The 25,623-nt window shown below is 67.5% G+C and carries 23 protein-coding genes; 17 read left to right on the top strand and 6 right to left on the bottom strand.

Annotation, left to right across the window (positions count from 1 at the left end; all coding sequences use genetic code 11):
- The first annotated feature begins 80 nt into the window (after positions 1–80).
- The 6 genes from ndk to proB all read left to right on the top strand — a co-directional run bounded on the left by ndk (position 81) and on the right by proB (position 7,246).
- Entirely contained in the window at positions 81–503 is a 423-nt protein-coding gene (gene ndk / locus AB0876_RS25950) for a nucleoside-diphosphate kinase (RefSeq protein WP_044522837.1), read from the top strand.
- A 289-nt stretch (positions 504–792) separates the two neighbouring features.
- Positions 793–3,831, top strand: coding sequence for a ribonuclease E (rne, locus tag AB0876_RS25945; protein WP_526043265.1), 3,039 nt, complete (start codon positions 793–795; stop codon positions 3,829–3,831).
- A gap of 164 nt (positions 3,832–3,995) precedes the next feature.
- Positions 3,996–4,307, top strand: coding sequence for a 50S ribosomal protein L21 (gene rplU / locus AB0876_RS25940; RefSeq protein ID WP_029367319.1), 312 nt, complete (start codon positions 3,996–3,998; stop codon positions 4,305–4,307).
- Positions 4,308–4,322: 15 nt separating this feature from the next.
- The gene (rpmA, locus tag AB0876_RS25935) at positions 4,323–4,589 is read left to right on the top strand and encodes a 50S ribosomal protein L27 (RefSeq protein WP_003879727.1); all 267 of its coding nucleotides are present in this window, start codon (positions 4,323–4,325) and stop codon (positions 4,587–4,589) included.
- 90 nt (positions 4,590–4,679) lie between these two features.
- Positions 4,680–6,128, top strand: coding sequence for a GTPase ObgE (gene obgE, locus AB0876_RS25930; RefSeq protein ID WP_526043264.1), 1,449 nt, complete (start codon positions 4,680–4,682; stop codon positions 6,126–6,128).
- Positions 6,125–7,246 (top strand): glutamate 5-kinase, encoded by a 1,122-nt coding sequence (gene proB / locus AB0876_RS25925; protein ID WP_526043263.1) that lies wholly within the window; start codon positions 6,125–6,127, stop codon positions 7,244–7,246. The genes obgE and proB overlap by 4 nt, the downstream gene beginning before the upstream one ends.
- Positions 7,247–7,294: 48 nt before the next feature.
- Here proB and AB0876_RS25920 read toward each other — a convergent pair whose 3' ends face one another.
- Positions 7,295–7,930, bottom strand: a complete 636-nt coding sequence (locus tag AB0876_RS25920) for a TetR/AcrR family transcriptional regulator (protein WP_491841259.1) — start codon at positions 7,928–7,930, stop codon at positions 7,295–7,297.
- A gap of 66 nt (positions 7,931–7,996) precedes the next feature.
- On the opposite strand from AB0876_RS25920, the gene AB0876_RS25915 reads away from it, so the two are divergent.
- Positions 7,997–9,280: a cytochrome P450 gene (locus AB0876_RS25915; protein WP_526043262.1), complete on the top strand. Its 1,284-nt coding sequence runs from the start codon at positions 7,997–7,999 to the stop codon at positions 9,278–9,280.
- Here the strand turns inward: AB0876_RS25915 and AB0876_RS25910 are convergent.
- Both AB0876_RS25910 and AB0876_RS25905 read right to left on the bottom strand, forming a co-directional pair.
- The gene (locus AB0876_RS25910; RefSeq protein WP_491841261.1) at positions 9,252–10,091 is read right to left on the bottom strand and encodes an NAD-dependent protein deacetylase; all 840 of its coding nucleotides are present in this window, start codon (positions 10,089–10,091) and stop codon (positions 9,252–9,254) included. The two genes, AB0876_RS25915 and AB0876_RS25910, sit on opposite strands and share 29 nt — an antisense overlap.
- A gap of 22 nt (positions 10,092–10,113) precedes the next feature.
- Positions 10,114–10,653: a cysteine hydrolase family protein gene (locus AB0876_RS25905; RefSeq protein ID WP_526043261.1), complete on the bottom strand. Its 540-nt coding sequence runs from the start codon at positions 10,651–10,653 to the stop codon at positions 10,114–10,116.
- Positions 10,654–10,710: 57 nt separating this feature from the next.
- Here AB0876_RS25905 and AB0876_RS25900 point away from each other — a divergent pair, with 57 nt between their 5' ends.
- Complete coding sequence (locus AB0876_RS25900) at positions 10,711–12,762, top strand: NAD(+) synthase (RefSeq protein WP_526043260.1); 2,052 nt, start codon at positions 10,711–10,713, stop codon at positions 12,760–12,762.
- A 138-nt stretch (positions 12,763–12,900) separates the two neighbouring features.
- Entirely contained in the window at positions 12,901–15,591 is a 2,691-nt protein-coding gene (locus AB0876_RS25895; protein WP_491841264.1) for a S15 peptidase family protein, read from the top strand.
- Here the strand turns inward: AB0876_RS25895 and AB0876_RS25890 are convergent.
- Together AB0876_RS25890 and AB0876_RS25885 are read right to left on the bottom strand one after the other, a co-directional pair.
- Positions 15,588–16,412 carry an enoyl-CoA hydratase/isomerase family protein gene (locus AB0876_RS25890; RefSeq protein ID WP_491841265.1) on the bottom strand — a complete coding sequence of 275 codons (825 nt, stop codon included), beginning with the start codon at positions 16,410–16,412 and terminating at the stop codon, positions 15,588–15,590. The genes AB0876_RS25895 and AB0876_RS25890 overlap by 4 nt on opposite strands.
- 44 nt (positions 16,413–16,456) lie before the next feature.
- The gene (locus tag AB0876_RS25885) at positions 16,457–17,317 is read right to left on the bottom strand and encodes a ribokinase (RefSeq protein WP_526043259.1); all 861 of its coding nucleotides are present in this window, start codon (positions 17,315–17,317) and stop codon (positions 16,457–16,459) included.
- A 73-nt stretch (positions 17,318–17,390) separates the two neighbouring features.
- Between AB0876_RS25885 and AB0876_RS25880 the strand changes: the two genes are divergently transcribed.
- From AB0876_RS25880 to AB0876_RS25845, 8 genes are all read left to right on the top strand, one after another.
- Entirely contained in the window at positions 17,391–18,650 is a 1,260-nt protein-coding gene (locus AB0876_RS25880; RefSeq protein WP_491841267.1) for a glutamate-5-semialdehyde dehydrogenase, read from the top strand.
- A gap of 30 nt (positions 18,651–18,680) precedes the next feature.
- On the top strand, positions 18,681–19,568 hold the full coding sequence (locus AB0876_RS25875) for an AAA family ATPase (RefSeq protein ID WP_491841268.1): 888 nt from the start codon (positions 18,681–18,683) through the stop codon (positions 19,566–19,568).
- Positions 19,568–21,022, top strand: coding sequence for a vWA domain-containing protein (locus tag AB0876_RS25870; protein WP_491841269.1), 1,455 nt, complete (start codon positions 19,568–19,570; stop codon positions 21,020–21,022). The genes AB0876_RS25875 and AB0876_RS25870 overlap by 1 nt, the downstream gene beginning before the upstream one ends.
- Before the next feature lie 73 nt (positions 21,023–21,095).
- Positions 21,096–21,743: a nicotinate-nucleotide adenylyltransferase gene (nadD, locus tag AB0876_RS25865; RefSeq protein WP_088304484.1), complete on the top strand. Its 648-nt coding sequence runs from the start codon at positions 21,096–21,098 to the stop codon at positions 21,741–21,743.
- Entirely contained in the window at positions 21,740–22,126 is a 387-nt protein-coding gene (gene rsfS, locus AB0876_RS25860) for a ribosome silencing factor (RefSeq protein WP_491841270.1), read from the top strand. Before nadD ends, rsfS begins: the two co-directional genes overlap by 4 nt.
- A 7-nt stretch (positions 22,127–22,133) precedes the next feature.
- Positions 22,134–22,826 carry a glucosyl-3-phosphoglycerate phosphatase gene (gpgP, locus tag AB0876_RS25855; RefSeq protein WP_491841271.1) on the top strand — a complete coding sequence of 231 codons (693 nt, stop codon included), beginning with the start codon at positions 22,134–22,136 and terminating at the stop codon, positions 22,824–22,826.
- Positions 22,816–23,565 (top strand): diglucosylglycerate octanoyltransferase, encoded by a 750-nt coding sequence (octT, locus tag AB0876_RS25850; protein WP_491841272.1) that lies wholly within the window; start codon positions 22,816–22,818, stop codon positions 23,563–23,565. Before gpgP ends, octT begins: the two co-directional genes overlap by 11 nt.
- 2 nt (positions 23,566–23,567) lie before the next feature.
- Complete coding sequence (locus tag AB0876_RS25845) at positions 23,568–24,407, top strand: DegV family protein (RefSeq protein WP_526043258.1); 840 nt, start codon at positions 23,568–23,570, stop codon at positions 24,405–24,407.
- Positions 24,408–24,509: 102 nt separating this feature from the next.
- Here the strand turns inward: AB0876_RS25845 and AB0876_RS25840 are convergent, their stop codons facing one another.
- Positions 24,510–25,562, bottom strand: a complete 1,053-nt coding sequence (locus AB0876_RS25840; protein WP_491841274.1) for an NAD(P)H-dependent amine dehydrogenase family protein — start codon at positions 25,560–25,562, stop codon at positions 24,510–24,512.
- Positions 25,563–25,623 lie beyond the last annotated feature (61 nt).

Here is a 25,623-nt window from a genome sequence, read left to right as displayed (position 1 = left end):
CGTAGCTGGACCACGGTGCGCGCGGGGTCGGAGGCCCGCGAATGGCGCGGCGCGGTTACCGACCGGTACGCTCTCTGCTCGTGACTGAGCAGACCCTTGTCCTGATCAAGCCCGACGGCGTGCAGCGCCACCTGGTCGGGGAGATCCTCGGCCGGATCGAGCGCAAGGGTCTGACCCTGGCGGCGCTCGAACTGAAGAACGTCAGCGTCGAGCTGGCCAAGCAGCATTACGCCGAGCATGACGGCAAGCCGTTCTTCGACTCGCTGCTGGAGTTCATCACCTCCGGGCCCGTCGTCGCCGCCATCGTGGAAGGGCCGCGCGCGATCGCGGCGTTCCGTCAGATCGCCGGTGGCACCGACCCGGTGGAGAAGGCTGTGCCCGGCACCATCCGCGGTGACCTGGCGCTTGTGACCCAGGACAACCTCGTGCACGGATCGGATTCGCCGGAGTCGGCGGCCCGTGAGATCGCCCTGTGGTTCCCTGGCGAAGCCTCCGCCGGATAAACCTTCTCGCAGTCTGGTCTGTACCGCGTCAGTGATGTGGGATACTGGTTGCGGGTAGCCAGCCTCAACCGAGGCTGTACACCCGAATGAAGACTTCGACGAGCGCGACCACCGCAATCCGGTGCGGCGCGGGCCGTCCAGCCATCATTCAGCCAGGCACCGGGTGGGTTCGGTAGCGAACCGCCCGGAGCGAGACCACAACAAGCCCGGGGAAAGTGTCCCGGGCCAATAGCGGAAGCCCTCGCGTGGCCGCGTCGTTACGACGCGCCCGGGGGCTTGAGGAGAATTCGTGGCCGAAGATGCCCAGAATGACGACCTATCAACCCAGACTCCGCAACAGGAGGGACTGCCCGAGCGGCTGAGAGTCCACTCCCTGGCGCGGGTGCTCGGAACGACAAGCCGGCGCGTGCTCGACGCTCTGGCCGAGTTCGATGGGCGTCAGCGCAGTGCGCACTCCACGGTCGAAAAGGCTGACGCCGAGCGGGTCCGTGACGCACTGGCCCTCGGGTCGACCGACCCGGAGCCGGTTGAGCAGGCAGAACCGGTCCAGGTTGAAGCCGTCAGTGTCATCGTGGCCGAGTCGGTCGCGGCTCCTGCCGAAGTTTCGGGCGCTGCTGCGGTCGACGCTTCCGAGGGCGAAGCCGCCGAGGCCGACCCCGTCCTGGTGGGCGACGAGCCCGAGTCGCGGCTGATCCTAGAGACCGCCAACATCCCCGCGGCGCGCGAAGCCCACACCGAGCGGGCCGATTACCTGCCGCTGTTCGTCGCCCCGCAGCCCGTGGCGTTCGTTCCGGTGCGCGTCCAAGAGGATGACGACGACGAAGAAGACGACACCGACGCCGACACTGACACAGATGCCGACGCCGATACCGATGACGAGCAGGCAGATCGTCCGGCCGCCCGCCGGCGTCGCCGCGGCCGTCGGGGGCGTGGTCGTGGTCGTGGTGAGCAGGCAGACGACACCGACTCGGGCCCGGATTCCGATACCGACACCACCGACGATCAGGGCGAGTCCGATCAGGATTCCGATGACGATTCCGATGAGTCGGACGAGAACAACGACGAGGACACCGCAGGTGGTGACGGCAGCAGCCGTCGTCGCCGCCGTCGCCGCCGGCGCAAGTCCGGTTCGGGCGACAACGATGACGCGAGCTCTCCGGATGACCCGCCGAACACCGTCGTGCACGAGCGCGCGCCCCGGGCCGAGCGGTCCGGCAAGAGCAGCGACGATTCGGAGATCCAGGGGATCAGCGGATCGACCCGTCTGGAGGCCAAGCGTCAGCGCCGCCGCGATGGTCGCGACGCCGGCCGTCGTCGGCCCCCGATCCTGAGCGAGGCCGAGTTCCTGGCCCGGCGCGAGGCCGTCGAACGCACCATGATCGTGCGGGACAAGATCCGCACCGAGCCGCCGCACGAAGGCGCCCGCTACACCCAGATCGCCGTCCTGGAAGACGGCGTCGTCGTCGAACATTTTGTTACCTCCGCGGCGTCCGCCAGCCTGGTCGGCAACATCTACCTCGGCATCGTGCAGAACGTGCTGCCCTCGATGGAGGCCGCCTTCGTCGACATCGGCCGTGGCCGCAACGGTGTGCTCTATGCCGGTGAGGTGAACTGGGAGGCTGCGGGTCTCGGCGGGTCGAACCGCAAGATCGAGCAGGCCCTCAAGCCGGGTGACTATGTCGTCGTCCAGGTCAGCAAGGACCCGGTAGGGCACAAGGGCGCCCGGCTCACCACGCAGGTGTCGCTGGCCGGCCGCTACCTGGTCTACGTGCCGGGTGCGTCGTCGACCGGTATCAGCCGCAAGCTGCCCGACACCGAACGTCAGCGGCTCAAGGAGATCCTCAAGGAGGTCGTGCCCGCCGATGCCGGCGTGATCATCCGCACCGCCTCGGAGGGCGTCAAAGAAGAGGACATCCGCTCCGACGTCGAGCGGCTCCAGCAGCGCTGGACCGAGATCGAGGCCAAGTCCACCGAGGTCACCGCAAAGAAGGCCGGCGCGGCCGTCGCCCTCTACGAAGAACCCGACGTGCTGGTCAAGGTCATCCGCGACCTGTTCAACGAGGACTTCTCGGGTCTGATCGTCTCCGGCGACGAGGCCTGGGACACGATCAACTCCTACGTGAACACCGTCGCTCCCGATCTGGTGGGCCGGCTCACGAAGTACGAGCCGGCCGGCGGCGCCGACGCTCCCGACGTGTTCGCCGTGCACCGCATCGACGAGCAGCTGGCGAAGGCGCTGGACCGCAAGGTGTGGCTGCCCTCGGGCGGCACCCTGGTGATCGACCGCACCGAGGCGATGACCGTCGTCGACGTCAACACCGGCAAGTTCACCGGCGCCGGCGGCAATCTCGAGCAGACCGTCACCCGCAACAACCTGGAAGCGGCCGAGGAGATCGTGCGGCAACTGCGGTTGCGCGACATCGGCGGCATCGTGGTGATCGACTTCATCGACATGGTGCTCGAGTCGAACCGGGATCTGGTGTTGCGCAGGCTGACCGAGGCGCTGGGCCGGGACCGGACTCGCCATCAGGTGTCCGAGGTGACCTCACTGGGCCTTGTTCAGCTGACCCGAAAGCGGTTGGGCACCGGTCTGGTCGAGGCCTTCTCGACCACCTGCACGCACTGCGCAGGCCGCGGCATCGTGTTGCACGGTGACCCGGTCGACACGGCCTCGTCATCGAACACCGGACGCAAGGCCGAAACCACCGGCGGTAGCCGTCGCAGCAAGCGGGGTAAGCGGGGCAATGCCCGTCCCGAGCCCGAAGAGGTACCGGTCGTCAAGGTGCCCGATCATCCCGCCGGAGAACATCCGATGTTCAAGGCCATGGCCGCGGCGAACGGTCGCCACGACGAAGACGACGAGGGCCATGGGTCCCACGAAGCCTTCGACGAGCACGAGCAGACCGACGGCGAGGTTCACGAGGCCGAGGGCGACGAGCAGACGACTGCCGAGCAGGCCGATGAATCGACCGACGGCGAGTTCGATGCGCAGGGCGCCGACGAGTCGGACGAATCGGACGACTCGGAAGACTCGGAAGACTCCGACGAGGATGAGTCCGAGGACGAGATCGACCTCGACGACGACCTCGATGATGACGACGACGATGACGACCTGGACGACATCGACGACGACTCGGACGACGAGGACTCAGACGACGACTCGGATGACGAGGAAGACGATGAGGACTCGGACGATGAGGAAGACGACGAGCCCGAAGAAGACGTCTACCAGGCGCCGGCTCCGGTGATTGCGGAGGTGCAGCCCTCGCGCGGACGCACTCGTCGACGTGCCGCAGCCAGGCCCGCAGGGCCGCCAACCCACGAGTAGAGGGCGGTTTGACCCTCTACCCGCTGGTCAAGTACCCTTGACCAGTTGTCTCCAGTGCCTGTGTGACCACAGGCTGGTGACGGCGGGATATCCCGCCACCCAAGACCCGCGCACGCACCGACCGGTAGCGCGCGCCCGCAGAGAGCAGCAGAGCAGAGGACACGATGGCGACATACGCAATCGTCAAGACCGGTGGCAAGCAGTACAAGGTTGCCGCCGGTGACGTGGTGAAGGTTGAGAAGCTCGACGCCGAGCCCGGCGCGTCGGTGTCGCTGCCCGTGGCCCTCGTGGTCGACGGCGCCAAGGTCACCAGCAAGGCCGATGACCTGGCCAAGGTTGCCGTCACCGGTGAGGTGCTCGAGCACACCAAGGGTCCCAAGATCCGTATCCACAAGTTCAAGAACAAGACCGGCTACCACAAGCGCCAGGGGCACCGTCAGCAGCTGACCGTGCTCAAGGTCACCGGCATCAAGTAACGAGGGAGCGAACTAATGGCACACAAAAAGGGCGCTTCCAGCTCTCGTAACGGTCGTGAATCCGCAGCACAGCGGCTCGGCGTGAAGCGGTTCGGTGGTCAGGTCGTCAAGGCAGGCGAGATCCTGGTCCGTCAGCGCGGCACCCACTTCCACCCCGGCGTCAACGTCGGTCGTGGTGGCGATGACACGCTGTTCGCGCTGGCCCCCGGCTCGGTGGAGTTCGGCTCCAAGCGCGGTCGCAAGCACGTGAACATCGTTCCCGTGCCGCGCCCGGAGGCCTGAGACCAAGAGGATTCTCCGCGAATGTGAAGCAGCTGCGAGTTCTCGATAGGACTTTCGCGATAGCTTCACATTCGACGGAGAGGATGTCCGATGCCACGGTTTGTCGACCGCGTCGTCATCCATGCGAGTGCAGGCAACGGTGGCCACGGCTGCGCGTCGGTGCACCGCGAGAAATTCAAACCCCTCGGCGGCCCCGACGGCGGCAACGGTGGTCGCGGCGGCAGCATCGTGCTCGTCGTCGATCCGCAGGTTCACACCCTGCTGGACTTCCACTTCCATCCCCATGTTGCCGCACCCTCCGGTAGGCCGGGTGCGGGCAGCAATCGTGACGGTGCCACCGGCGACGACCTGATCGTGCGCGTGCCGGACGGCACGGTGGTGCTCGACGAGGACGGCCGCATGCTGGCCGACCTGGTCGGCGCCGGTACCCGGTTCGAAGCCGCGCAAGGCGGTCGCGGTGGGCTCGGCAATGCCGCACTCGCTTCCCGGGCCCGCAAGGCTCCCGGTTTCGCCCTGCTCGGTGAGAAGGGCCAGACCCGCGATCTCACCCTCGAACTCAAGACCGTCGCCGATGTCGGCCTGATCGGTTTCCCGTCGGCGGGTAAATCCTCTCTGGTGTCGACCATCTCGGCGGCCAAGCCCAAGATCGCCGACTACCCGTTCACCACACTGGTGCCCAACCTGGGTGTGGTGTCGGCCGGCGAGAACACCTTCACCGTCGCCGACGTTCCCGGCCTGATCCCCGGCGCGTCCGAGGGCCGTGGTCTCGGCCTGGAATTCCTTCGGCACCTTGAGCGCTGCGCGGTGCTCGTGCACATCGTGGACTGCGCCACCATGGAACCCGGGCGTGACCCGATCTCCGATATCGAGGCGCTGGAGGCCGAACTCGCGGCGTACACCCCGACCCTGCAAGGCGATTCAACCCTGGGTGACCTGGCGTCGCGGCCACGTGCGGTGGTGCTCAACAAGATCGACGTTCCCGACGCCCGCGAATTGGCCGACTTCGTGCGTGAAGAGGTGGCCGAGAAGTTCGGCTGGCCGGTGTATGAGATCTCGACGGTCAGCCGTGATGGCTTGCGGCCGTTGATCTTTGCGCTGTGGGAGATGGTGAAGGCCTATCGCGATGCCCAACCTGAGGTGGTGCCGAGGCGTCCGGTGATCCGCCCGATCGCCGTCGACGAGAGCGGCTTCACCGTCGAGACCGATGGGTACGGCGGGTTCATCGTGCGTGGTACCCGGCCCGAGCGCTGGATCGCGCAGACCGACTTCGGCAACGACGAGGCCGTCGGTTACCTGGGTGACCGGTTGGCCCGCTTGGGTGTCGAGGACGCGTTGTGGAAGAACGGCGCCAAGCCCGGTTGCGCTGTGACCATCGGCGACATGACCTTCGACTGGGAACCGCAGACTCCCGCCGGTGTCGACATGCCGCTCACCGGACGTGGCACCGACATCCGGCTCGAACAGACCGACCGCATCGGTGCCGCCGAACGCAAGGCCGCGCGTCGTGAACGGCGCCAGCCCGGGAGTGAAGACGAGTGACGAGCGCAGGCTCGACGCCTTCGGTACACCGGGAGGCTGTTCGGACCGCTCGCAGTGTCGTCGTCAAGATCGGCACCACTGCGCTGACCACCCCCTCCGGAGTCTTCGACGCCGGCCGCCTCGCGGTCCTGGTCGAGGCCATCGAGGGCCGGATGCGGGCTGGTTCCGACCTGGTGATCGTGTCGTCGGGTGCCATCGCTGCCGGAATCGAGCCGCTCGGGCTGTCCAAGCGCCCCACCGATCTGGCCACCAAGCAGGCGGCCGCCAGCGTCGGACAGGTGGCTCTGGTCAATGCCTGGAGTTCGGCGTTCGCGGTCTACAGCCGCACGGTCGGGCAGGTACTGCTGACCGCCCATGACATCGCGATGCGGGTGCAGCACAACAACGCTCAGCGCACCCTGGACCGGTTGCGTGCCCTGCACGCGGTCGCGATCGTCAACGAGAACGACACCGTGGCCACCAACGAGATCAGGTTCGGTGACAACGACCGGCTTTCGGCGCTGGTGGCCCAGCTGGTCGGTGCCGACGCACTGATCCTGCTGTCCGACATCGACGGCCTGTATGACGCTGATCCACGAAAAGGGAACGCGCGCTTCATTCCTGAGGTTGGCGCGCAAGGCGATCTCGACGGGGTGGTGGCCGGCGGCGGTAGCCACCTGGGCACCGGCGGCATGGCCTCGAAACTGTCCTCGGCGCTGTTGGCGGCCGACGCCGGGATGCCGGTGCTGCTGGCCGCTGCCGCCGATGCCGGTGCGGCGCTGAGCGATGCCTCGGTGGGTACGGTGTTCGCGCCGCGGCCCGAGCGGATGTCGGCGCGGCGGTTCTGGGTTCGCCACACGGCGGAGTCGCACGGGGTATTGACCCTCGACGACGGAGCGGTGCGGGCGGTCGTCACACAGCGGCGTTCACTGCTGCCTGCCGGAATCACCGAGGTCGCCGGCCACTTCCACGGCGGTGACGTGGTGGATCTCCGCGCGTTGGACGGGCAGACGATCGCGCGCGGCGTCGTAGCGTATGAGGCGTCGGAGCTGGCCGCGATCATCGGCCGCTCGACGCCTGATCTGCCGGCCGAAATGCGGCGGCCCGCGGTGCACGCCGACGATCTGGTCGCCCTCTAGCGATTTGGGTGCAACGAGTAACGCTGACCGTTACCAAACGCACCCAAATCACCGGGGTGGGGACTCCAGATACAGCGCACCCCAGATGATCTCGGTGAGCGTGTTCGCCAGCTGGGCGTCGTAGGAGGCCGGGTGTGACGGCAGATTCTGGTGGCAGGTCCGTTCCACCATCCAGGTCAGCGTGCTCGCGGTGACGGCGGCATGCAGTTGCGGCCGGATGGTCCCGTCGGAGTGCCCGTCCTCGATCACTTTCGTGAGCTGGTCGGCGATCCCGGCGAGCAGTTCACGGTAGGTCTGCCCGACCAGCGGGTCATAACCCGACATCTCGTTGAGCGCGATCAGTACCGGCTGATGGCTCCGATAGCTGGCGATGATGCCGGACATCGCGGCATGGACATCGGCTGGGTCGCGGCGTCCGGCCACGCCCCACCACCGCTCGGCGGCGTGGGTGAGATCGCCGAACACCTGGCTGGCCAGCCGGCGCAGCAGATGGCCCTTGTCCTCGAAGTAGATGTAGAAGCTGGCCCGGGAGATCCCGGCCTCGGTGGCCAGTCGGTCCACGCTGAGTTCGGTGAAGCTGGTGCCGTCGGCCATCAGTCGGTCGGTGGCGTCGAGCAGTTGGCGTTCGATCCGCTCGCGCCGTTCCTCCCTTTTGGCCTGCGGTTTTCGCGTTACCGATGGCATGGGCCCAGCGTATCGGAACGCGTCACACCTTGACTAGACATAGTGTCTAGACTTATCGTCACCATCATGACTGTGTCGCCCATCACATCTGCTGCCTCCTGGCCCGCCGCTGCCCGTCCCTACGACCCGATCGACCTGTCGTCACGGGTGTTCTGGGCCACCACGGCCGCCGATCGCGAGGTTGCCTTCGCGCAGCTACGTGCCGCCCGCCCGGTCAGTTGGCATCCGCCCGTCGAAGACGCGCTCATGCCGGATCCCGACGATCGCGGGTTCTGGGCGGTCACCCGGCACGCCGACATCGTGTCGGTCAGCCGCGACAGTGAGACATTCCTGTCGGGCAAAGGGGTGTTGTTCGAGTCCGTTCCGGAGGAGTTGCTCGAGGCGTCACAGTCCTTCCTGGCGATGGACGCACCCCGGCACACGCTGATCCGCAAACTGGTCCACGCCGCGTTCACGCCCCGGCAGGTGGCCCGCATCGAAGACTCGATCAAGGAGAACGCCCGTCAGATCGTGGCCGAGCTCAAAGAGGTCGGCAGCGGTGTGGACTTCGTCGATCAATGCGCCAAGGAACTGCCGATCCGGACGTTGTCGGACATGGTCGGGATCCCCGAGGCCGAGCGTCAGCGGGTGGCCCATGCTGCCGACGCGCTGGTGTCCTGGGCCGACCCGGTCTACTTGGCCGGGCGCCACCCGCTCGAGGTGCTGATGCAGAACCAGATGTACCTGCATCAGGTGGCGAATGCGCTTGCCGCGGAACGCCGGGAGAACCCGGGCAACGATCTGATCAGCGCACTGGTTCACGCCGAGGTCGACGGGGACCGGCTCACCGATGCCGAGGTCGCGGCGTTCTTCGTGCTACTGGCGGTGGCGGGCAACGACACCACCCGCCAGACCACCAGTCACGCACTCAAAGCGCTGACCGACCATCCCGACCAACGGGCCTGGCTCATGGCCGATTTCGACGACCGGATCGGCGGAGCGGTCGAGGAGTTCGTGCGGTGGGCGACTCCGGTGATGACGTTCCGCCGCACCGCGGCCGTCGACGTCGAACTCGGTGGGCAGCAGATCCTGGCGGGGGAGAAGGTGGTGATGTTCTACGCCTCGGGCAACCAGGATGGCGAGGTGTTCGACCGGCCCGAGGTCTTCGATCTGAGCCGTAAGCCCAACCCGCACCTGGGATTCGGAGGCGGCGGCCGTCACTTCTGCCTGGGTGCACATGTCGCCCGGACCCAGTTGCGGGCGCTCTTCGGTGAGCTGCTGCACCAGCTGCCCGACATCGCCGCGGGCGAGCCGGCCTATCTGGCCGGCAACTTCGTGCACGCTATCCGGGCGATGCCGTGCACGTTCTGAGCTCACCGGCCAACAGGGTCAGCATCTCCGAACAGCCCGCTTCGACCTTGACCGTGGCCAGGTCGTCGCCGCGGGTGGGGCCGCGGTTGATGATCCCCACCGGGATGTCGTGCGCGGCCGCGTGCCGGACGAATCGATAGCCGGAGTACACCGTCAGCGAGGAGCCCGCGACCAACAGTGCTTCGGCGTCCTCCACCATCGAATACGCCTGCTCGACACGGTCTTTCGGGACATTCTCACCGAAGTAGACGATGTCGGGTTTGAGCATGCCCGCACAGGCCGGGCAGTCCACGATGGTGAATGAATCGGTGTCGCTGACCACGGCATCGGCGTCGGGTGCCACCGCGATGCCGCCGACCGCCTCGGCGCGTTCGATGAAGCCGGGATTGGCCGTCTCCAGTGCGCCGGCCAGCTCGTCGCGACCCATCGTCGCGCCGCAGTCCAGGCAGATCACCTGCGCGTAGGTGCCGTGCAGGTTGACCACCGACCGGCTGCCGGCCTTGCTGTGCAGCAGATCGACGTTCTGGGTGATAAGTCCACTCACCACCCCGGCGGATTCCAGTGCGGCCAAGGCGCGATGCCCGGCATTGGGCAGTGTTTCGTCCATGTGGCGCCACCCGACGTGGTTGCGGGCCCAGTACCGCTGGCGGAACTCCGGATCAGAGGTGAACTGCCGGATGGTCATCGGATTGCTGGGCGGAGAATCCGGGCCGCGGTAATCGGGGATACCGGAATCGGTCGACATCCCGGCTCCCGTCAATACCGCGACGCGGCGGCCCTGCAGAAGGGCGACGAGTTCGGGAGCATCCACGCTCGCCAGGATAGGCCGCCCGTCAGTCCAGGCATTTGGCGGCGGGAACGATCTCGGCGCTCATGTTGCGGCGCATCATCTGCAGTGCGGCCTCACCCAGACCGGCGTCGATGTGCGCGACCGCGTCGGACGGGATCACGACGTCGAAATGTCGCACATAGGCGTCCAAAGCGCTGTAGAGGATGCACTGCTCGGTGACCTGGCCCGTGAGTATGAGCCGCCGGGTGCCCAAGCGGCCCAGCAGGTAATCCAGCGCGGTCGCATAGAACACACTGTGGCGCACCTTCGTCAGGAGCAGGCAGTCGTCCGCCGGGAAGATCGGCCGCACCAGATCCGGGTGCTCACCGGCCAGCGCGGCCTCGACGATGTCGCTGAACTGGGCGGTGAAATCGCCGTAGTTGTCGTTGACGTAGATCAGATCGATGTCGTCGCGGTCGCGAGCGCTCTCGATCAGCCCGACCAGCGGATCGATGATCGGCGCCACGTTGGGGGCAAGCAGTTCGGCATCCTCGTGCCGGTAGTGGTTGAGCATGTCCACAACCACCAGGGCGGTATCGCTCATGCGTCATTTGGTACCCAGTGGCCCGATCTTGACACTTTTCGGGTGACAATGGGCTCGATGGACTTCTACAGCGCCTATCACCACGGTTTCGCGCGGGTTGCCGCCTGCACCCACCACACGGCGTTGGCGGATCCGCCGGCGAACGCCGAATCGGTGCTCCGGTTGGCGCAGGCCTGCCACGACGACGGCGTGGCCGTCGCGGTGTTCCCCGAGCTGACGCTCTCGGGTTATTCGATCGACGACATCCTGATGCAGGATGCCTTGCTGGAGTCGGTGGAGCAGGCGCTCATCGAAATCGTCGCGGCATCGGTGGTGCTGACACCGGTGCTGGTGGTCGGCGCACCACTGCGGTACCGGCATCGGGTCTACAACACGGCGGTCGTCATCCACCGCGGCGCGGTGCTCGGTGTGGCACCGAAGTCCTATCTGCCGACGTACCGGGAGTTCTACGAGCGCAGGCAGATGGCGTCCGGCGCCGACGTGCGTGGCACCATCCGGGTGGCCGGCGCCGAGGTGCCGTTCGGTCCGGACCTGCTGTTCGTGGCCTCCGACGTCCCGGGGCTGGTCCTGCACGTCGAGATCTGTGAGGACATGTTCGTTCCGGTTCCTCCCAGTGCCCAGGCGGCATTGGCCGGCGCCACGGTGTTGGCGAATCTCTCGGGCAGTCCGATCACTGTCGGCCGCGCCGAAGATCGTGCGCTGCTGGCGCGTTCGGCCTCATCGCGGTGCCTGGCCGCCTATGTGTATGCCGCGGCCGGCGAGGGGGAGTCGACGACCGACCTGGCGTGGGACGGCCAGACCATGGTCTGGGAGAACGGGCTGCTGCTGGCCGAGAGTGAGCGTTTCCCGCGGGGTGAACGACGCTCGGTGGCCGACGTGGATCTGGAGCTGTTGCGTTCCGAGCGGCTGCGGATGGGCACGTTCGACGACAACGCGAGAAACCATGGCCCCCAGGTAGATACGTTCCGTCGCATCGAGTTTCAGCTCGACCCGCCGACAGGCGACATCGGGCTGTTGCGCGAGATCGAGCGGTTTCCGTTCGTGCCTGCGGATCCGGCACGGCTGCAACAGGATTGCTATGAGGCCTACAACATTCAGGTCTCCGGGCTGGAGCAGCGGCTGCGGGCACTGAAATACCCCAAGGTGGTGATCGGGGTGTCCGGCGGCCTGGATTCCACCCATGCCCTGATCGTGGCGGCCCGGGCGATGGACCGGGAGAACCGCCCGCGCAGTGACATTCTCGCGTTCACCCTGCCCGGCTTCGCCACCGGCGACCGCACCAAGAACAACGCGATCCGGTTGAGTCGGGCGCTGGGGGTGACGTTCGAAGAGATCGACATCAAGCAGACCGCCGAGCTGATGCTCACCGAGATGGACCATCCGTTCGGACGCGGTGAGAAGGTCTACGACGTCACTTTCGAGAACGTCCAGGCCGGCCTTCGCACCGATTACCTGTTCCGGCTGGCCAATCAGCGCGGCGGCATCGTGCTCGGCACCGGGGACCTGTCGGAGCTGGCACTGGGCTGGTCGACTTACGGTGTCGGCGACCAGATGTCGCACTACAACGTCAACGGAGGGGTGCCGAAAACCCTGATCCAGCATCTGATCCGGTGGGTGATCTCGTCCGGTCAGTTCGGCGACGAGGACTCCGAGGTCAATGAAGTCCTCCAATCGGTACTCGACACCGAGATCACCCCGGAGTTGGTGCCCACCGGCGAGGACGAGGAGATCCAGAGCAGCGAGGCCAAGGTGGGCCCCTATGTGCTGCAGGACTTTTCGTTGTTCCAGGTGCTGCGCTACGGCTTCCGTCCGTCGAAGGTGGCGTTCCTGGCCTGGCATGCGTGGCATGACGCGGCCCACGGTGATTGGCCGGCCGGGTTCCCCGAGGACAAGCGCCCGGTGTATTCGCTCGGCGAGATCCGGCACTGGCTTCAGGTCTTCGCCCAGCGGTTCTATTCGTTCTCACAGTTCAAGCGGTCGGCGCTGCCCAACGGGCCCAAGGTGTCGCACGGCGGCTCGCTGTCGCCGCGTGGGGACTGGCGGGCGCCGTCGGACATGTCGGCACGGATCTGGCTCGACGAGATCGAGCGAAACGTCCCTGAACAGTAGTTTTCTTCAGCCCATGCGGCTGCTCCCAATTGACGACGCAAAAAATTGACAAGCTAACCTTCTGGGTCACAGCGACGCGCTAATGTGCGTCGGGTCACAGTTCGGTCATTGCCGAATGTCTGGGTCTAGGAGGTCGCGTTGGGTGCTGCAAGGTACGTCGGTCGGGTAGGCGGATTGGCGGTTGCGCTCGGGGTCGGGTCGGCCGTCGTTCTGGGTGGGCAGGCCCTCGGTACCCCGGTGGCCTCGGCATCGCCCGGTTCCAGCGACACGTCGTCCGATTCTCCGTCTGCCCCCGCGGCCAAGAAGGGTCCGGCCAAGGACCGGCAGAGCACCCGCACGCCGCGACCGGCGACGGTGCGTTCGGCGATCAAGGACCGGCCGACCAAGCTCGGTGAGTCCGGTCGCCACCGCGTGAGCTCGACGACGCCGAAGTCCGATGTCGTGCAATCGATCACCGACCGGCTGTCGGAGGCCCAGGCCAAGATCGAAGCCGGACTGACCCGGCACGGCGGCAGCGACAACGGGCAGGACGCCCCGGCGATCGAAAAACCCAAGGTCGCCGTGCCCGCTGAAACACCGGCGCGGGGCCTGTCGTTCGTCAAGCCGAACCTGCCCCGGCCTCTGCGTGATCACGCCAAGACCCCGGCGCCCGTCGAGTCGACGAACGAGAGCATCGACACCGGTGTGGCCGACGAGCCCACAGCGACCCCGCCCGTCACGGTCAAGGCCGAGCCACCCGCCGCTGAGGTGGCTCCGGTGCGGGGCCTGATCGAGACCGTGGTCAACGACATCGCCAGGACACTGGCCGGGAACTCGCCGACCGCGCCGTCGACTGATTCGCCCGCCGGATGGGTTCTGCTTGCGGCCGCGCGCCGGGAGTTCTCCGCGGCCGCCGTGTCACCGTCGGTGAGCGCCACCGGTGGCATCACGGCCAGTCCATCGGTCGGCATCACCGACGGCATCATCCACGGCTCCACGGGGGCCACGAGTTCCACCGGTCTGCCGCTCACCTACACCGTGATCGGCGACCCGAGTGCGGGCGGCAAGGTCCGGCTCAACTCGGCCAACGGCACCTTCACGTTCCTGCCCTACGCCACTGTCGTCGACAGCGGCGGCACGGAGAAGTTCACCGTCCTGGTCGCCGAGACCACCGCGTTCGATGCTGCGTTGCAACAGATTCCGATCGTGGGATCGTTCGTGCCGCAGGTACTGGTGATCGTGCATCAGGTACCGATCGTCAACGATCTGTTGGCGCCGCTCATCGGCAAGTCGGAGATGGTGGACGTCAACGTGGACGTCGGTGCGCTGGCGCCGGCGGGCACCCCGGTGGCCTACACGGTCAAGGTGACGTCCTTCGACGGCACTCCGATCAGCATGAACTATTTCCCGGCGTCGGGCCTTCAGGCGGGGGAGGAGGCGCCGACCATCTTCAGTGGCGCGGGCCTGTCGAGTGCGGGCGACACGAACCCGTACTCGGGCGGAGCCACCGGCGTCGGCACGTTCCGCGACGCGGGTTACAACGTCGTCACCTGGGATTCGCGCGGCGAGCACGACTCGGGCGGGATCCTGCAGCTGGACAATCCGTTCTTCGAGGGTCGCGACGTGTCAGCCATGATCGACTACGTCGCCAAGCGGCCCGGCACGCAACTCGACGCCGCCAATGATCCGCGGATGGGCATGGTGGGCCCGTCATACGGCGGAGGCATCCAGTGGGTGGCCGCGGGCACCGACAACCGGATCGACGCGATCGTCCCGACGATCTCGTGGAACTCGCTGAACAGTTCGCTCTACCCGAACGAGGCGTTCAAGACGTCGTATGCGGCGCTGCTGCTCCTGTCGTTGGTGACCTCGGGCGCGAACATCAACAGCCAGCTGTACAGCGGCATCCTCACCGGTGGACTGCTGGGCATCCTGACCCCAGAGCAGCAAGCCCTGCTGGCCAGCAGTGGCCCCACCGCGCTGGTCAACAAGGTCACCGCGCCGACGCTGATCATCCAGGGCACCGTCGACGTGTTGTTCCCGCTGCAGCAGGCGATGGACAACGCGCAGATCCTCGACGCCAACGGCGTGCCGGTGAAGATGGTGTGGTTCTGTGGCGGCCACGGCAACTGCGAAACCCCGGCCGGCGACAGCACCGAGATGGTCGAATCCGCGACGATGAGCTGGCTGGACACCTACGTCAAGCACAAGGGCGAGAACGTCGATGGCGGCCTCGCGGACAGTCTTCCTACGTTCCAGTGGATCGACCAGAACGGCGACCACTACACGTCCGACCTCCTGCCGACCGACCCGAATTTCACCGGGGCCCCGGTCACCGCGTCGGGCAGCGGCGGGCTGCTCGGAATCGTCCCGATCCTCGGCGGTTCCGGACCGGGCGCGGCGGGGATCCCGTTCGGCCTCGGGGACGGCACCAAGGCCGCCAACGCGGTGAACGTCAAGGTGACGGCGCCGTCGGAAACCGCCACCCAGATCGTCGGTGCGCCCGAGCTGACGATGACCTACTCCGGAATCGGCACCAGCCGCCACGTCTACGCCCAGGTCGTCGACGATCAGACCGGCCAGGTGATCGGCAACGTGGTCACGCCGATTCCGGTCACGCTCGACGGCAAGGAGCACACCGTCACCATTCCGATGGAGGCCGTGGCCTACACACTGGAGCCCGGACACACCGCGACGGTGCAGATCACCACCTCGGCGACGCCGTTCCTCAACTTCACCCAGTTCGGCGTCATCGACATCTCCGGTGTGGAGGTGTCGCTGCCGACCGCTGGGCCCGGAGCCAATGTGCAGCCCGCGACGGCTGCCAGGGAGGACCTGGTCAGCGTCTAGAGCCGGCCCTCGGCGCGCAGGTCCGGGTGGACCCACTCCGGGGAGCGTCGCGCCTTGAAGGCGCGGAATCCCTCGGCGGCCTCGTCGCCGCTGTAGCTGGCCTTCATGCCGATCCGGTCGTAGAGACCCAGGTAACTGTCCAGACTGGACTTGACCACCCCGCGGGCGCGGGGCGCCGTCCGGCAGCATTGGGCGATCACTTCTGTTGCGGCAGAGAGTAATTCGTCGTGCGGTACCACTCGGGCGACCATGCCCCAGTCGACGGCTTCCTGTGCGGTGAGCGTGCGCCCGGTGAACATGAGGTCACGGGTCCGGACGGGGCCGATCAGCCGGGCCAGCATCTGGCTGTAGTACGTGTCGGCGATACCGCGGTACAGCTCGGGCACCCGGAATGTGGCGCGGTCGCTGACCACGGCCATGTCGCTGCAGATCGCGATCTGCAGCCCGCCGCCCTGACACAAGCCGTTGACGGCGCTCACCACCGGTTTGACCGATTGGCGCAGGGTTTCGAACGGGGTGACGTCCATCGACAGGGCTGCGCCGAAGCTCATCCAGTCGTCGACGCCGTTGCCGCCGCCGAGGTCGCCGCCGGGGGCGAACACGTCCCCGGTTCCGGTGATCAGCAGGCCGGCCAGATCAGGGTCCGCCTCGACGTGGGTGACCGCGTACCGGATGCCGAAGTACATCGCCGGCGTCATCGCGTTGCGGGCCTCGGGCCGGTCTAGGGTCACCACGCCGAACGGTCCCTGCCGCTCGAACCTGAGGTACGGGGTGCCGAGCCAGTCGCCTTCGGGCGGTCGCGGAGTGTTTCCCTGGGTCATGTCGGCGACTATAACGTCAACGGTATCGGCTTCAGTTGGCCGTCTCAGTGGGTCAGGACAGCGTCGATGTCGGATGCCGACGGGGCGCAGTCGCCGGCCCCGCGCACCAGGGTGGCCAACGCTCCGGCCGCGCACGCGCGGCGAAGGGCATGTTCGTGGCCCGCGGTCCAGCTCGCGGCCAGCACCCCGGCGAACACGTCGCCGGCGCCGGCGGTGTCCAGCGCCCGCACTGCGGGCGCCGGTACGTCGAAGCGCTCGTCGGTGCCCACGTAGCTGGCCCCTCGAGCGCCCCGGGTGATCACCAGATGCCGCACCGGCCAGTGCCACTCGGCCGCCTCGGTCTCGTTCACCACCACCACGTCGACCAGTTCCGACAATGCGAGCAATTGATGGGCGGCGGTACCTCCTGGTGAGGCGTTGAGCATCACGGCCGCCCCGGCAGCCTTGGCCAACCGGGCCGCTGCGATCGCCGTCGTCACCGGGATCTCCAACTGGATCAGCACGACCTCGCTCCAGACGATGGCCGTGCGCGCCGCGTCGGAGTCCACCTCGAGGCGGGCATTGGCGCCCGGCGCCACCACGATGCAGTTCTCGCCGACTCCGTCGACCAGGATCGCCGCCGATCCGCTCGGACCGGGCACGCATGTCACGGAGTCGGTCGCCACCCCATTGGCCCGGAGATGCTCGCGCAGGTTCGTGGCGGCGGCGTCGTCGCCGAGCGCGGCCACCAGGGCAACCTCGGCGCCGGCCCGCGCGGCCGCCACCGCCTGGTTGCCGCCCTTGCCGCCGGGCGCAGACGCCAGGGACGACGCGAGCACGGTCTGTCCGGGGCGCGGCAGTGCGCCGACGGTGAACGTGAGGTCGGCGTTGATGCTCCCGACGACGCAAACCCGCGCAGCGACCATGTTCGACAACGCTAGCCGCAGAGCGCGCCTGACACCTGTCGAAGGGCGTCAACAGGTCCGATACGCTGGCTAGATGAGCGTTCAGACACAGTCGCCGACGGTGCCGCAAGCAGACCTGCGCGAGCAGGTGCACGAGGCCGCGCGTCGTGCTCGCATCGCCGCTCGCACCTTGGGCACTCTGAGCGCCGAGACCAAGAACCGCGCGCTGCACGCCGCCGCCGACAGCGTGCTGGCCCATGTCCACGAGATCCTGGCCGCCAATGCGGCCGACGTCGAGGCCGCCCGCGAGTCGGGTACCCCCGAGGCGATGCTGGACCGCCTGGCACTCAACCCGCAGCGGGTCGACGGCATTGCGGCCGGGCTGCGCCAGGTCGCCGGGTTGCCCGATCCGGTCGGGGAGGTATTGCAGGGCCGCACCCTGCCCAACGGCCTGCAGCTGCGTCAGCAGCGGGTGCCGCTCGGGGTGGTCGGCATGGTCTATGAGGGCCGTCCCAACGTCACGGTGGACGCGTTCGGGCTCACCCTGAAGTCGGGCAATGCCGCTCTGCTGCGCGGCAGTTCGTCGGCGGCCCGGTCCAACGAGGCGCTGGTGGCCGCGCTGCGGTCGGCCCTGGCTTCGGTCGGTCTGCCCTTGGACGCCGTGCAACTGCTGCCCAGCCACGACCGCGCCAGCGTCACCCACCTGATCCAGGCCCGCGGCCTGGTCGACGTGGTGATCCCGCGCGGGGGAGCCGGCCTGATCGAGGCCGTGGTGCGCGACGCGCAGGTTCCCACCATCGAGACCGGTGTGGGCAATTGCCATGTCTACGTTCACTCCTCGGCCGACGTCGACCTGGCCGAGAAGATCCTGCTGAACTCCAAGACGCGCCGTCCCAGTGTCTGCAATGCCGCCGAGACCCTGCTGGTGGACAAGGCGCTGCAGGAGACCGCACTGCCGCGGCTCACCGCCGCGCTGCGGGAGGCCGGAGTGACCGTGCACGCCGATCCCACCGAAGAGGAGTTGCACACCGAGTTCCTCTCGATGGACATCGCCGTCGCAGTGGTCGACGGGCTCGACGGGGCGATCACCCACATCAACGAGTACGGCACCGGACACACCGAGGCCATCGTGACAATGGATCTTGCTGCGGCCCAGCGTTTCACCGAACAGGTGGACGCGGCTGCGGTGATGGTCAACGCGTCCACCGCGTTCACCGACGGAGAGCAGTTCGGTTTCGGCGCCGAGATCGGCATCTCCACCCAGAAACTGCATGCCCGCGGACCGATGGGCCTGCCCGAACTGACCTCGACCAAATGGATCGTGTGGGGAGACGGTCAGACCCGCCCGGCGTAGCCGCCGACCCGATAGAGACCAGGAGACCACATGAGCGTGCCCGCTCGCCCCGCTCCGTTGTTCGCCGACATCGACGATGTCGCGCGGCGCCTGGCGGAGACCGGCTACCTGCCCGATACCGCCACCGCGACAGCGGTTTTCCTCGCCGACCGGCTGGGTAAACCGTTGCTTGTCGAGGGGCCCGCAGGCGTCGGAAAGACCGAGCTCGCTCGCGCGGTGGCCCAGTCGACGGGTTCGGAGCTGGTGCGGTTGCAGTGCTACGAGGGCGTCGATGAGGCTCGCGCGCTCTACGAGTGGAACCACGCCAAGCAGATCCTGCGGATCCAAGCCGGGCAGAACGCGAACGGCGGCGACTGGGACCAGACCAAGATGGACGTGTTCAGCGAGGAGTTCCTGCTGACCCGTCCGCTGCTGACCGCGATCAAGCGCACCGATCCGACCGTGCTGCTGGTCGACGAGACCGACAAGGCCGACATCGAGATCGAGGGCCTGCTGCTGGAGGTGCTCTCCGATTTCGCGGTCACCGTCCCGGAACTCGGCACGATCATCGCCGAGCGTCCGCCGTTCGTGGTGCTCACCTCGAATGCCACCCGTGAGCTCTCCGAGGCGCTCAAGCGTCGCTGCCTGTTCCTGCACATCGACTTCCCGGATCCGGATCTGGAGCGGCGCATCCTGCTGTCGCGGGTCCCCGAACTGCCCGAGCACATCGCATCGGAGCTCGTGAAGATCATCGGCGTGATGCGCGGCATGCAACTCAAGAAGGTGCCGTCGGTGGCCGAGACCATCGACTGGGGCCGCACCGTGCTGGCCCTGGGTCTGGACACCATCGACGACGAGATGATCGCTGCCACCCTCGGCGTGGTGCTCAAACACCAGTCCGACCAGGTCAGGGCGGCCGGCGAGCTGAAGCTGAACTGATGGTGCCCCGCCGGGTTCGACCGCCGCAGCCGCTGGCCCCGCACGGCCTGCCGGGGCACCTTGTCGAGTTCGTCGAAGCGCTTCGCGGGCAAGGCATCTCGGTCGGACCATCGGAGACGGTGGATGCCGGCCGGGTGATCACCGTGCTGGGGTTGGGTGATCGTGAGGCGCTGCGTGAGGGCATCGCCTGCGCGGTGCTGCGCCGCCCAGACCACCGCGACACCTATGACGCGATGTTCGACCTGTTCTTCCCGGCCGCTCTGGGTGACCGCACCGCGCTCTCGGAGGACGACGAGGGCGATGCCGGTGACGAGAACCGCCCCCAATTGCCGCCCGAGGACATCGAGGCGATGCGTGAGGCGTTGGTGCAGATGCTGGCCGACAACGAGGAACTGGCCAACCTCGACGACCGGATGGCGGCGATGATCGCGCGGATCGTCGAGGCCTACGGCCGGTACAACTCGAGCCGCGGCCCGTCCTACTCGTCGTATCAGGCACTCAAGGCCATGAGCCTGGACGATCTGGAGGGCCGGCTGCTGGCCGGGCTGCTCGCCCCCTATGGCGACGAACCCACGCCGACCCAGGAGGAGATCGCCAAGGCCCTGGCCGCACAGCGCATCGCCCAGCTCCGCAAGATGGTCGAGTCCGAGACCAAGCGGCGCACCGCCGAGCAACTGGGCCGTGACCACGTGCAGATGTACGGGGTGCCGCAGCTGGCCGAGAACGTCGAGTTCCTGCGGGCGTCCGGTGAGCAGCTGCGTCAGATGCGCAAGACCGTACAGCCGTTGGCCCGCACGTTGGCGACGCGCCTGGCGGCCCGGCGCCGCCGGTCCCGTTCCGGGGAGATCGACCTGCGCAAGACGCTGCGCAAATCGATGTCCACCGGTGGGGTGCCCATCGACGTCGTGCTCAAGAAGCCGCATCCGGCCCGTCCCGAGCTCGTCGTGCTCTGCGATGTCTCCGGGTCGGTCGCCGGATTCAGCCACTTCACCCTGATGCTGGTCTCGGCGCTGCGTCAGCAGTTCTCCCGGGTACGGGTGTTCGCCTTCATCGACACCACCGACGAGGTGACCGAGATGTTCGGGCCGGAGTCCGACCTGGCGGTCGCGGTGCAGCGCATCACCCGAGAGGCCGGCGTCTACACCCGTGACGGGCACTCCGACTACGGGCACGCGTTCGTGTCCTTCCTGGACAAGTACCCCAACGTGCTGTCCCCGCGCAGCTCGCTGCTGGTGCTGGGCGACGGCCGCAACAACTACCGCAACCCGGAGACCGGCCTGCTCGCGCACATGGTGTCGTCCAGCAGGCACGCCCACTGGCTCAACCCGGAGCCCAGGCATCTGTGGGGCAGCGGCGATTCTGCGGCGCCGAAATACGCCGACACCATCCCGATGCACGAGTGCCGCTCGGCCAAACAACTGGCCGCGGTGATCGACGGGTTGCTGCCGGTCTGAGCACGGCCCACCGTGGCGCCGCCGTGCCGCAGCCTGCGCACCGCTGGTGAACGCTGCCGTAAGCTGCCTGTTCGTGGCTAGACGGCGCAGGATGGGTGTGATGGGTGGGACGTTCGATCCCATCCACAACGGGCACCTGGTCGCCGCCAGTGAGGTGGCCGACCTGTTCGATCTCGACGAGGTGGTATTCGTCCCGACGGGTCAGCCCTGGCAGAAACACGACCGGCGGGTCAGCGCGCCGGAGGACCGGTATCTGATGACGGTGATCGCGACCGCGTCCAACCCGAGGTTCTCGGTCAGCCGCGTCGACATCGATCGGGGTGGGGCGACCTACACCAAGGACACCCTGCGTGATCTGCGTGACCTCAACGCCGACGCCGACCTGTACTTCATCACCGGAGCCGACGCCCTGGCCTCCATTCTGTCCTGGCAGAACTGGGAGGACCTGTTCTCCATGGCGAGGTTCGTCGGCGTCAGCCGGCCGGGCTACGAGTTGGACGGTGAACACATCGAGGCGGCGCTGCGTGAGCTGCCGCCGGACACATTGACATTGGTCGAGGTGCCCGCGCTGGCCATCTCGTCCAGCGACTGCCGCAAGCGGGCCGAAGAAGACCGGCCGATCTGGTACCTGGTGCCCGACGGCGTGGTGCAGTACGTGGCCAAACGCGGGTTGTATTCCGCAGACGGAAAGGGTGAACACATCATGGAGCCGGTTCGATGAGCGCCACCGCTGAGGCCGTGGCGATGGCGACGGTGGCCGCCCAGGCTGCTGCGGCCAAGCTGGCCGACGATGTGGTGGTCATCGACGTGTCGGGTCAGTTGGTGATCACCGACTGCTTCGTGATCGCGTCGGCCTCCAACGAGCGCCAGGTCAATGCGATCGTCGACGAGGTCGAGGACAAGATGCGGCTGGCCGGTTACAAACCCGCCCGCCGCGAGGGCACCCGCGAGGGGCGCTGGACGCTGCTCGACTACGTGGACATCGTCGTGCACATCCAGCATCAGGACGAGCGGGAGTTCTATGCCCTGGAACGGTTGTGGCGGGACTGCCCGACCGTTCCGGTCGAGCTTGGTGGTCCCGAGGACCCGGAGTCCACGGAATGAGGGCGCGATGAGGGTCCGTCGGCTGGTGCTGTTGCGCCACGGTCAGACCGAGTACAACGCGGGCAGCCGGATGCAGGGGCAGCTCGACACCGAGTTGTCCGATCTGGGCCGCGACCAGGCCGCTGCGGCGGCCGAGGTGCTGGCCAAGCGTCAACCGCTGCTGATCGTGTCCTCGGATCTCAAGCGTGCCCTGGACACTGCGATGACCCTCGGCGATCGCGCCGGGATCGCGGTGGCCGTGGACAAGCGGTTGCGGGAGACGCATCTCGGGGACTGGCAGGGTCTGACGCACCAGGAGGTGGACACCGCCGCTCCGGGCGCCCGCGCGGCGTGGCGTGAGGACGCGAGGTGGGCACCGCACGGTGGCGAGAGCCGCGTCGACGTGGCCGGCCGCAGTGTTCCGGTTGTTGCTGAACTTGTTGCCGGGCAACCTGATTGGGGTCTGGATCAGGTCGGGGGAGGAGCAGACCGTCCGGTCGTGCTCGTCGCTCACGGCGGGCTGATCGCGGCGCTGACCGCCGGCCTGCTCGGCCTGCCGGTGGACAACTGGCCGGTGCTGGGCGGTATGGGTAATGCCAGCTGGGTTCAGTTGTCGGGGCACTCCGAGGACGACGCGGACGATCGTGACGCGTCCGACGTCGTCAAATGGCGGCTGGATGTCTGGAACGCCTCGGCGCAGGTGGCCAACGATGTCCTCTGATCGCTCGCCCGACCGCAGGCCGGTGCTGCTGGTCTTCGCCGACTCCCTGTCCTATTTCGGCCCGACCGGTGGTCTGCCGTCCGACGATCCACGGATCTGGCCCAACATCGTGGCCGAGCAGCTGGGCTGGGACGTAGAACTCATCGGCCGGATCGGCTGGACCACCCGCGACGTCTGGTGGGCCTCGACCCAGGACCCGCGGGCGTGGGCGGCGTTGCCGCGCGCCGGCGCCGTGGTCTTCGCCACCAGCGGCATGGATTCGCTGCCCTCTCCGCTGCCGACGGCCCTGCGCGAGCTGATCCGGTATGTGCGTCCGGCCTGGCTGCGGCGCTGGGCGCGGGACGGCTACGGCTGGATTCAGCCGCGGTTGTCGCCGATCGCCCGGGCCGCGCTGCCACCGCATGTGACGGTGGAGTACCTGGAGATGACGCGCAACGCCATCGATTTCAACCGGCCGGGAATTCCGGTGGTGGCCTCGCTGCCGTCGGTGCACATCGCCGATACGTACGGCAAGGCCCATCACGGACGTGAGCCCACGGTCAGGGCGATCACGGACTGGGCGGCCGAGCATGACGTGCCGTTGGTGGATCTCAAGGCCGCGGTGGCCGAAGAGGTGCTCAACGGGCGCGGCAATCCCGACGGCATCCACTGGAATTTCGAAGCCCACCGGGCGGTGGCCGAGCTGATGCTCAAGGGTCTTGCCGATGCCGGTGTGCCACAACTGGATTCCACCGACTGACGATGGCGGTCATGGTGGTGACCGACTCGACGGCGCGGCTGCGGCCCGAGTTGTGCGAACAGTGGGGGATCCGGCAGGTGCCGTTGCACATCCTCGACGACGGCAGCGACTGGCGCGATGGTGTTGATCCGATACCTGCGGCCATTCACGACCGGCCGCGGGTCACCACGTCCGGGGCATCGCCGGCCGACCTCGCAGAGACCTATCGGCAGGCACTGGCCGACAGCGGTGGCGACGGTGTTGTCGCAGTGCATATTTCGGCGGCGCTGTCGGGCACCTACAGCACTGCCGCGGCGGTGGCCCGCGAGATCGGGCAGGCCGTACGGGTGGTGAACTCCCGGGCCGCCGCCATGGGGGTGGGGTTCGTCGCCCTGGCGGCCGCCGAATCAGCCCGTGCCGGTGGATCACTCGACACGGTTGAGGCGGCGGCGCGCGCCGCGATCCCGCGCGGGCAGGCGTTCATCGTGGTGCACCGGCTCGACAATCTGCGGCGCAGTGGCCGGATCGGTGCGGCGGCATCGTGGTTGGGCACCGCTCTGTCACTCAAGCCGCTGCTGCACCTCGACGTGGACGGCCGGCTGGTGCTCTCCCAGCGGATCCGGACGATATCGAAAGCACATGCGGCACTTGTCGATCAGATCGCCGAAGCCGCGGGGGACCGGGCCGTGCGCGTGGTCGTGCACCATGTCGACAACCCGGACGGCGCCGAGGAGATCGCAGCGGCACTCACCGACCGGCTACCGAATCTGCAGTCGCTGTCGGTGACGGACATGGGCGCGGTGCTGGCCGTACACGTCGGTGGCGGTGCGGTGGGCGCCTGCATCACCGTGGAGGATGCGTAGCCCGCCCGACGCTTGGCCCCTCCTACGCCGCTTTCTACCTCAGGGCTGTGGATCGACGAAGCGCACAACCGTGCGGTAGAAAGCGGCGCAGCAGAACGGGTGCTAGCCGGCGAACCGTCCGGTGACCGGTGGCAGATCCTTAAGGGTGAGGATGCCGGGTGCGGCGGCCACCACGGCGGGCACCGCGTTGGTGACCGGCAGCGCGGTGTAGATCATGCCGAGTCCGTTGAGGCTGACCTCGCTCCAGTCCTTCGACGGCAGGCAGTACACGACCGTGCGCATGTTGGGCACGCCGAACACTTGGATCACGTGACCGTGCGCCACCGGCTTCGGCGGGGTGACGTGTTCGCCCATGATCCAGTTGAATCCGACGCTGACGACGTTCTTGTCGCCGACCCAGCCGCGGTGATACCCGTAGACACTGGCCACGGTGCCCTTGGGGATCTGCATGAACCCCAGGTCGGAGTCCTCGCTGGCCGGGGTGAACGTCACGTCGAAGGTGATCCGGTCCAACTTGGCGCCGATCGCGTCCGCCATCATCGCCGCCGACTCGGCGAACACTTCGCTTTCCAGGCGCACGCTCTCGGCCAGCCCGGGCGTCTCCGGGTCCTTACCGAAGCCCATCGCTGCCATGGTTCCGGCCGATTCGTAGACCCCACAGTCGACGGACTCGGTGATCCGGATCTCGTCGACGCTCTCGCACGCGCTGGACAGCACCATGCCCATCATGTTGGTCAGGCCCGGATGCGCCCCGCTGCCGAAGATCGTGGAATTGCCGGTCTGGCAAGCCTTCTCGATGCGCTCCCGGTCTTCGGCGGTCTGTTTGCCGCCGGTGATCCAGGCGGCGCTGGAACAGACGTTGACGCCGGCCTCCAACAGGCGGACGAGTTCATCCACGCTGGGCCAGATCGGGTTGTAGCAGCAGGCATCGGGCTTCAGGGCGATCAGCTCGTCGATGGAGTTGGTGGCCTTGATGCCGGTGGGCTCGGGCCAGCCGGCCAGCTCGGCGGCATCGACGCCGACCTTGTCGGCGCCGTAGGCGTACACGCCGACCAGTTCCATGTCGTCGCGGCCGATGATCGCGTGAAGCGAGCGTCGTCCGATGTTGCCGGTGGTCCACTGGATGACCCGGATCGGCTTACCCGCTGCGGTCATGATCGTCTCCTCGCTGAGCCCTGCGCTGGACTCTAGACACTATCGGTGACTTGTTCACTCG

The sequence above is a fragment of the Mycobacterium sp. NPDC049093 genome (assembly GCF_040704635.1).
In the GTDB taxonomy this organism is placed as follows: Bacteria; Actinomycetota; Actinomycetes; order Mycobacteriales; family Mycobacteriaceae; genus Mycobacterium.
This window is presented reverse-complemented; position numbering and strand designations above follow the sequence as displayed.

Coding starts and splice junctions, on each gene's coding strand:
- rplU (WP_029367319.1), top strand. CDS start 3,996: ATGGCGACATACGCAATCGTCAAGACCGGTGGCAAGCAGTACAAGGTT.
- AB0876_RS25900 (WP_526043260.1), top strand. CDS start 10,711: ATGGACTTCTACAGCGCCTATCACCACGGTTTCGCGCGGGTTGCCGCC.
- rpmA (WP_003879727.1), top strand. CDS start 4,323: ATGGCACACAAAAAGGGCGCTTCCAGCTCTCGTAACGGTCGTGAATCC.
- AB0876_RS25870 (WP_491841269.1), top strand. CDS start 19,568: ATGGTGCCCCGCCGGGTTCGACCGCCGCAGCCGCTGGCCCCGCACGGC.
- AB0876_RS25845 (WP_526043258.1), top strand. CDS start 23,568: ATGGCGGTCATGGTGGTGACCGACTCGACGGCGCGGCTGCGGCCCGAG.
- AB0876_RS25875 (WP_491841268.1), top strand. CDS start 18,681: ATGAGCGTGCCCGCTCGCCCCGCTCCGTTGTTCGCCGACATCGACGAT.
- AB0876_RS25915 (WP_526043262.1), top strand. CDS start 7,997: ATGACTGTGTCGCCCATCACATCTGCTGCCTCCTGGCCCGCCGCTGCC.
- AB0876_RS25905 (WP_526043261.1), bottom strand. CDS start 10,653: ATGAGCGATACCGCCCTGGTGGTTGTGGACATGCTCAACCACTACCGG.
- octT (WP_491841272.1), top strand. CDS start 22,816: ATGTCCTCTGATCGCTCGCCCGACCGCAGGCCGGTGCTGCTGGTCTTC.
- AB0876_RS25885 (WP_526043259.1), bottom strand. CDS start 17,317: ATGGTCGCTGCGCGGGTTTGCGTCGTCGGGAGCATCAACGCCGACCTC.
- AB0876_RS25880 (WP_491841267.1), top strand. CDS start 17,391: ATGAGCGTTCAGACACAGTCGCCGACGGTGCCGCAAGCAGACCTGCGC.
- gpgP (WP_491841271.1), top strand. CDS start 22,134: ATGAGGGTCCGTCGGCTGGTGCTGTTGCGCCACGGTCAGACCGAGTAC.
- obgE (WP_526043264.1), top strand. CDS start 4,680: ATGCCACGGTTTGTCGACCGCGTCGTCATCCATGCGAGTGCAGGCAAC.
- rsfS (WP_491841270.1), top strand. CDS start 21,740: ATGAGCGCCACCGCTGAGGCCGTGGCGATGGCGACGGTGGCCGCCCAG.
- AB0876_RS25890 (WP_491841265.1), bottom strand. CDS start 16,412: ATGACCCAGGGAAACACTCCGCGACCGCCCGAAGGCGACTGGCTCGGC.
- AB0876_RS25920 (WP_491841259.1), bottom strand. CDS start 7,930: ATGCCATCGGTAACGCGAAAACCGCAGGCCAAAAGGGAGGAACGGCGC.
- AB0876_RS25840 (WP_491841274.1), bottom strand. CDS start 25,562: ATGACCGCAGCGGGTAAGCCGATCCGGGTCATCCAGTGGACCACCGGC.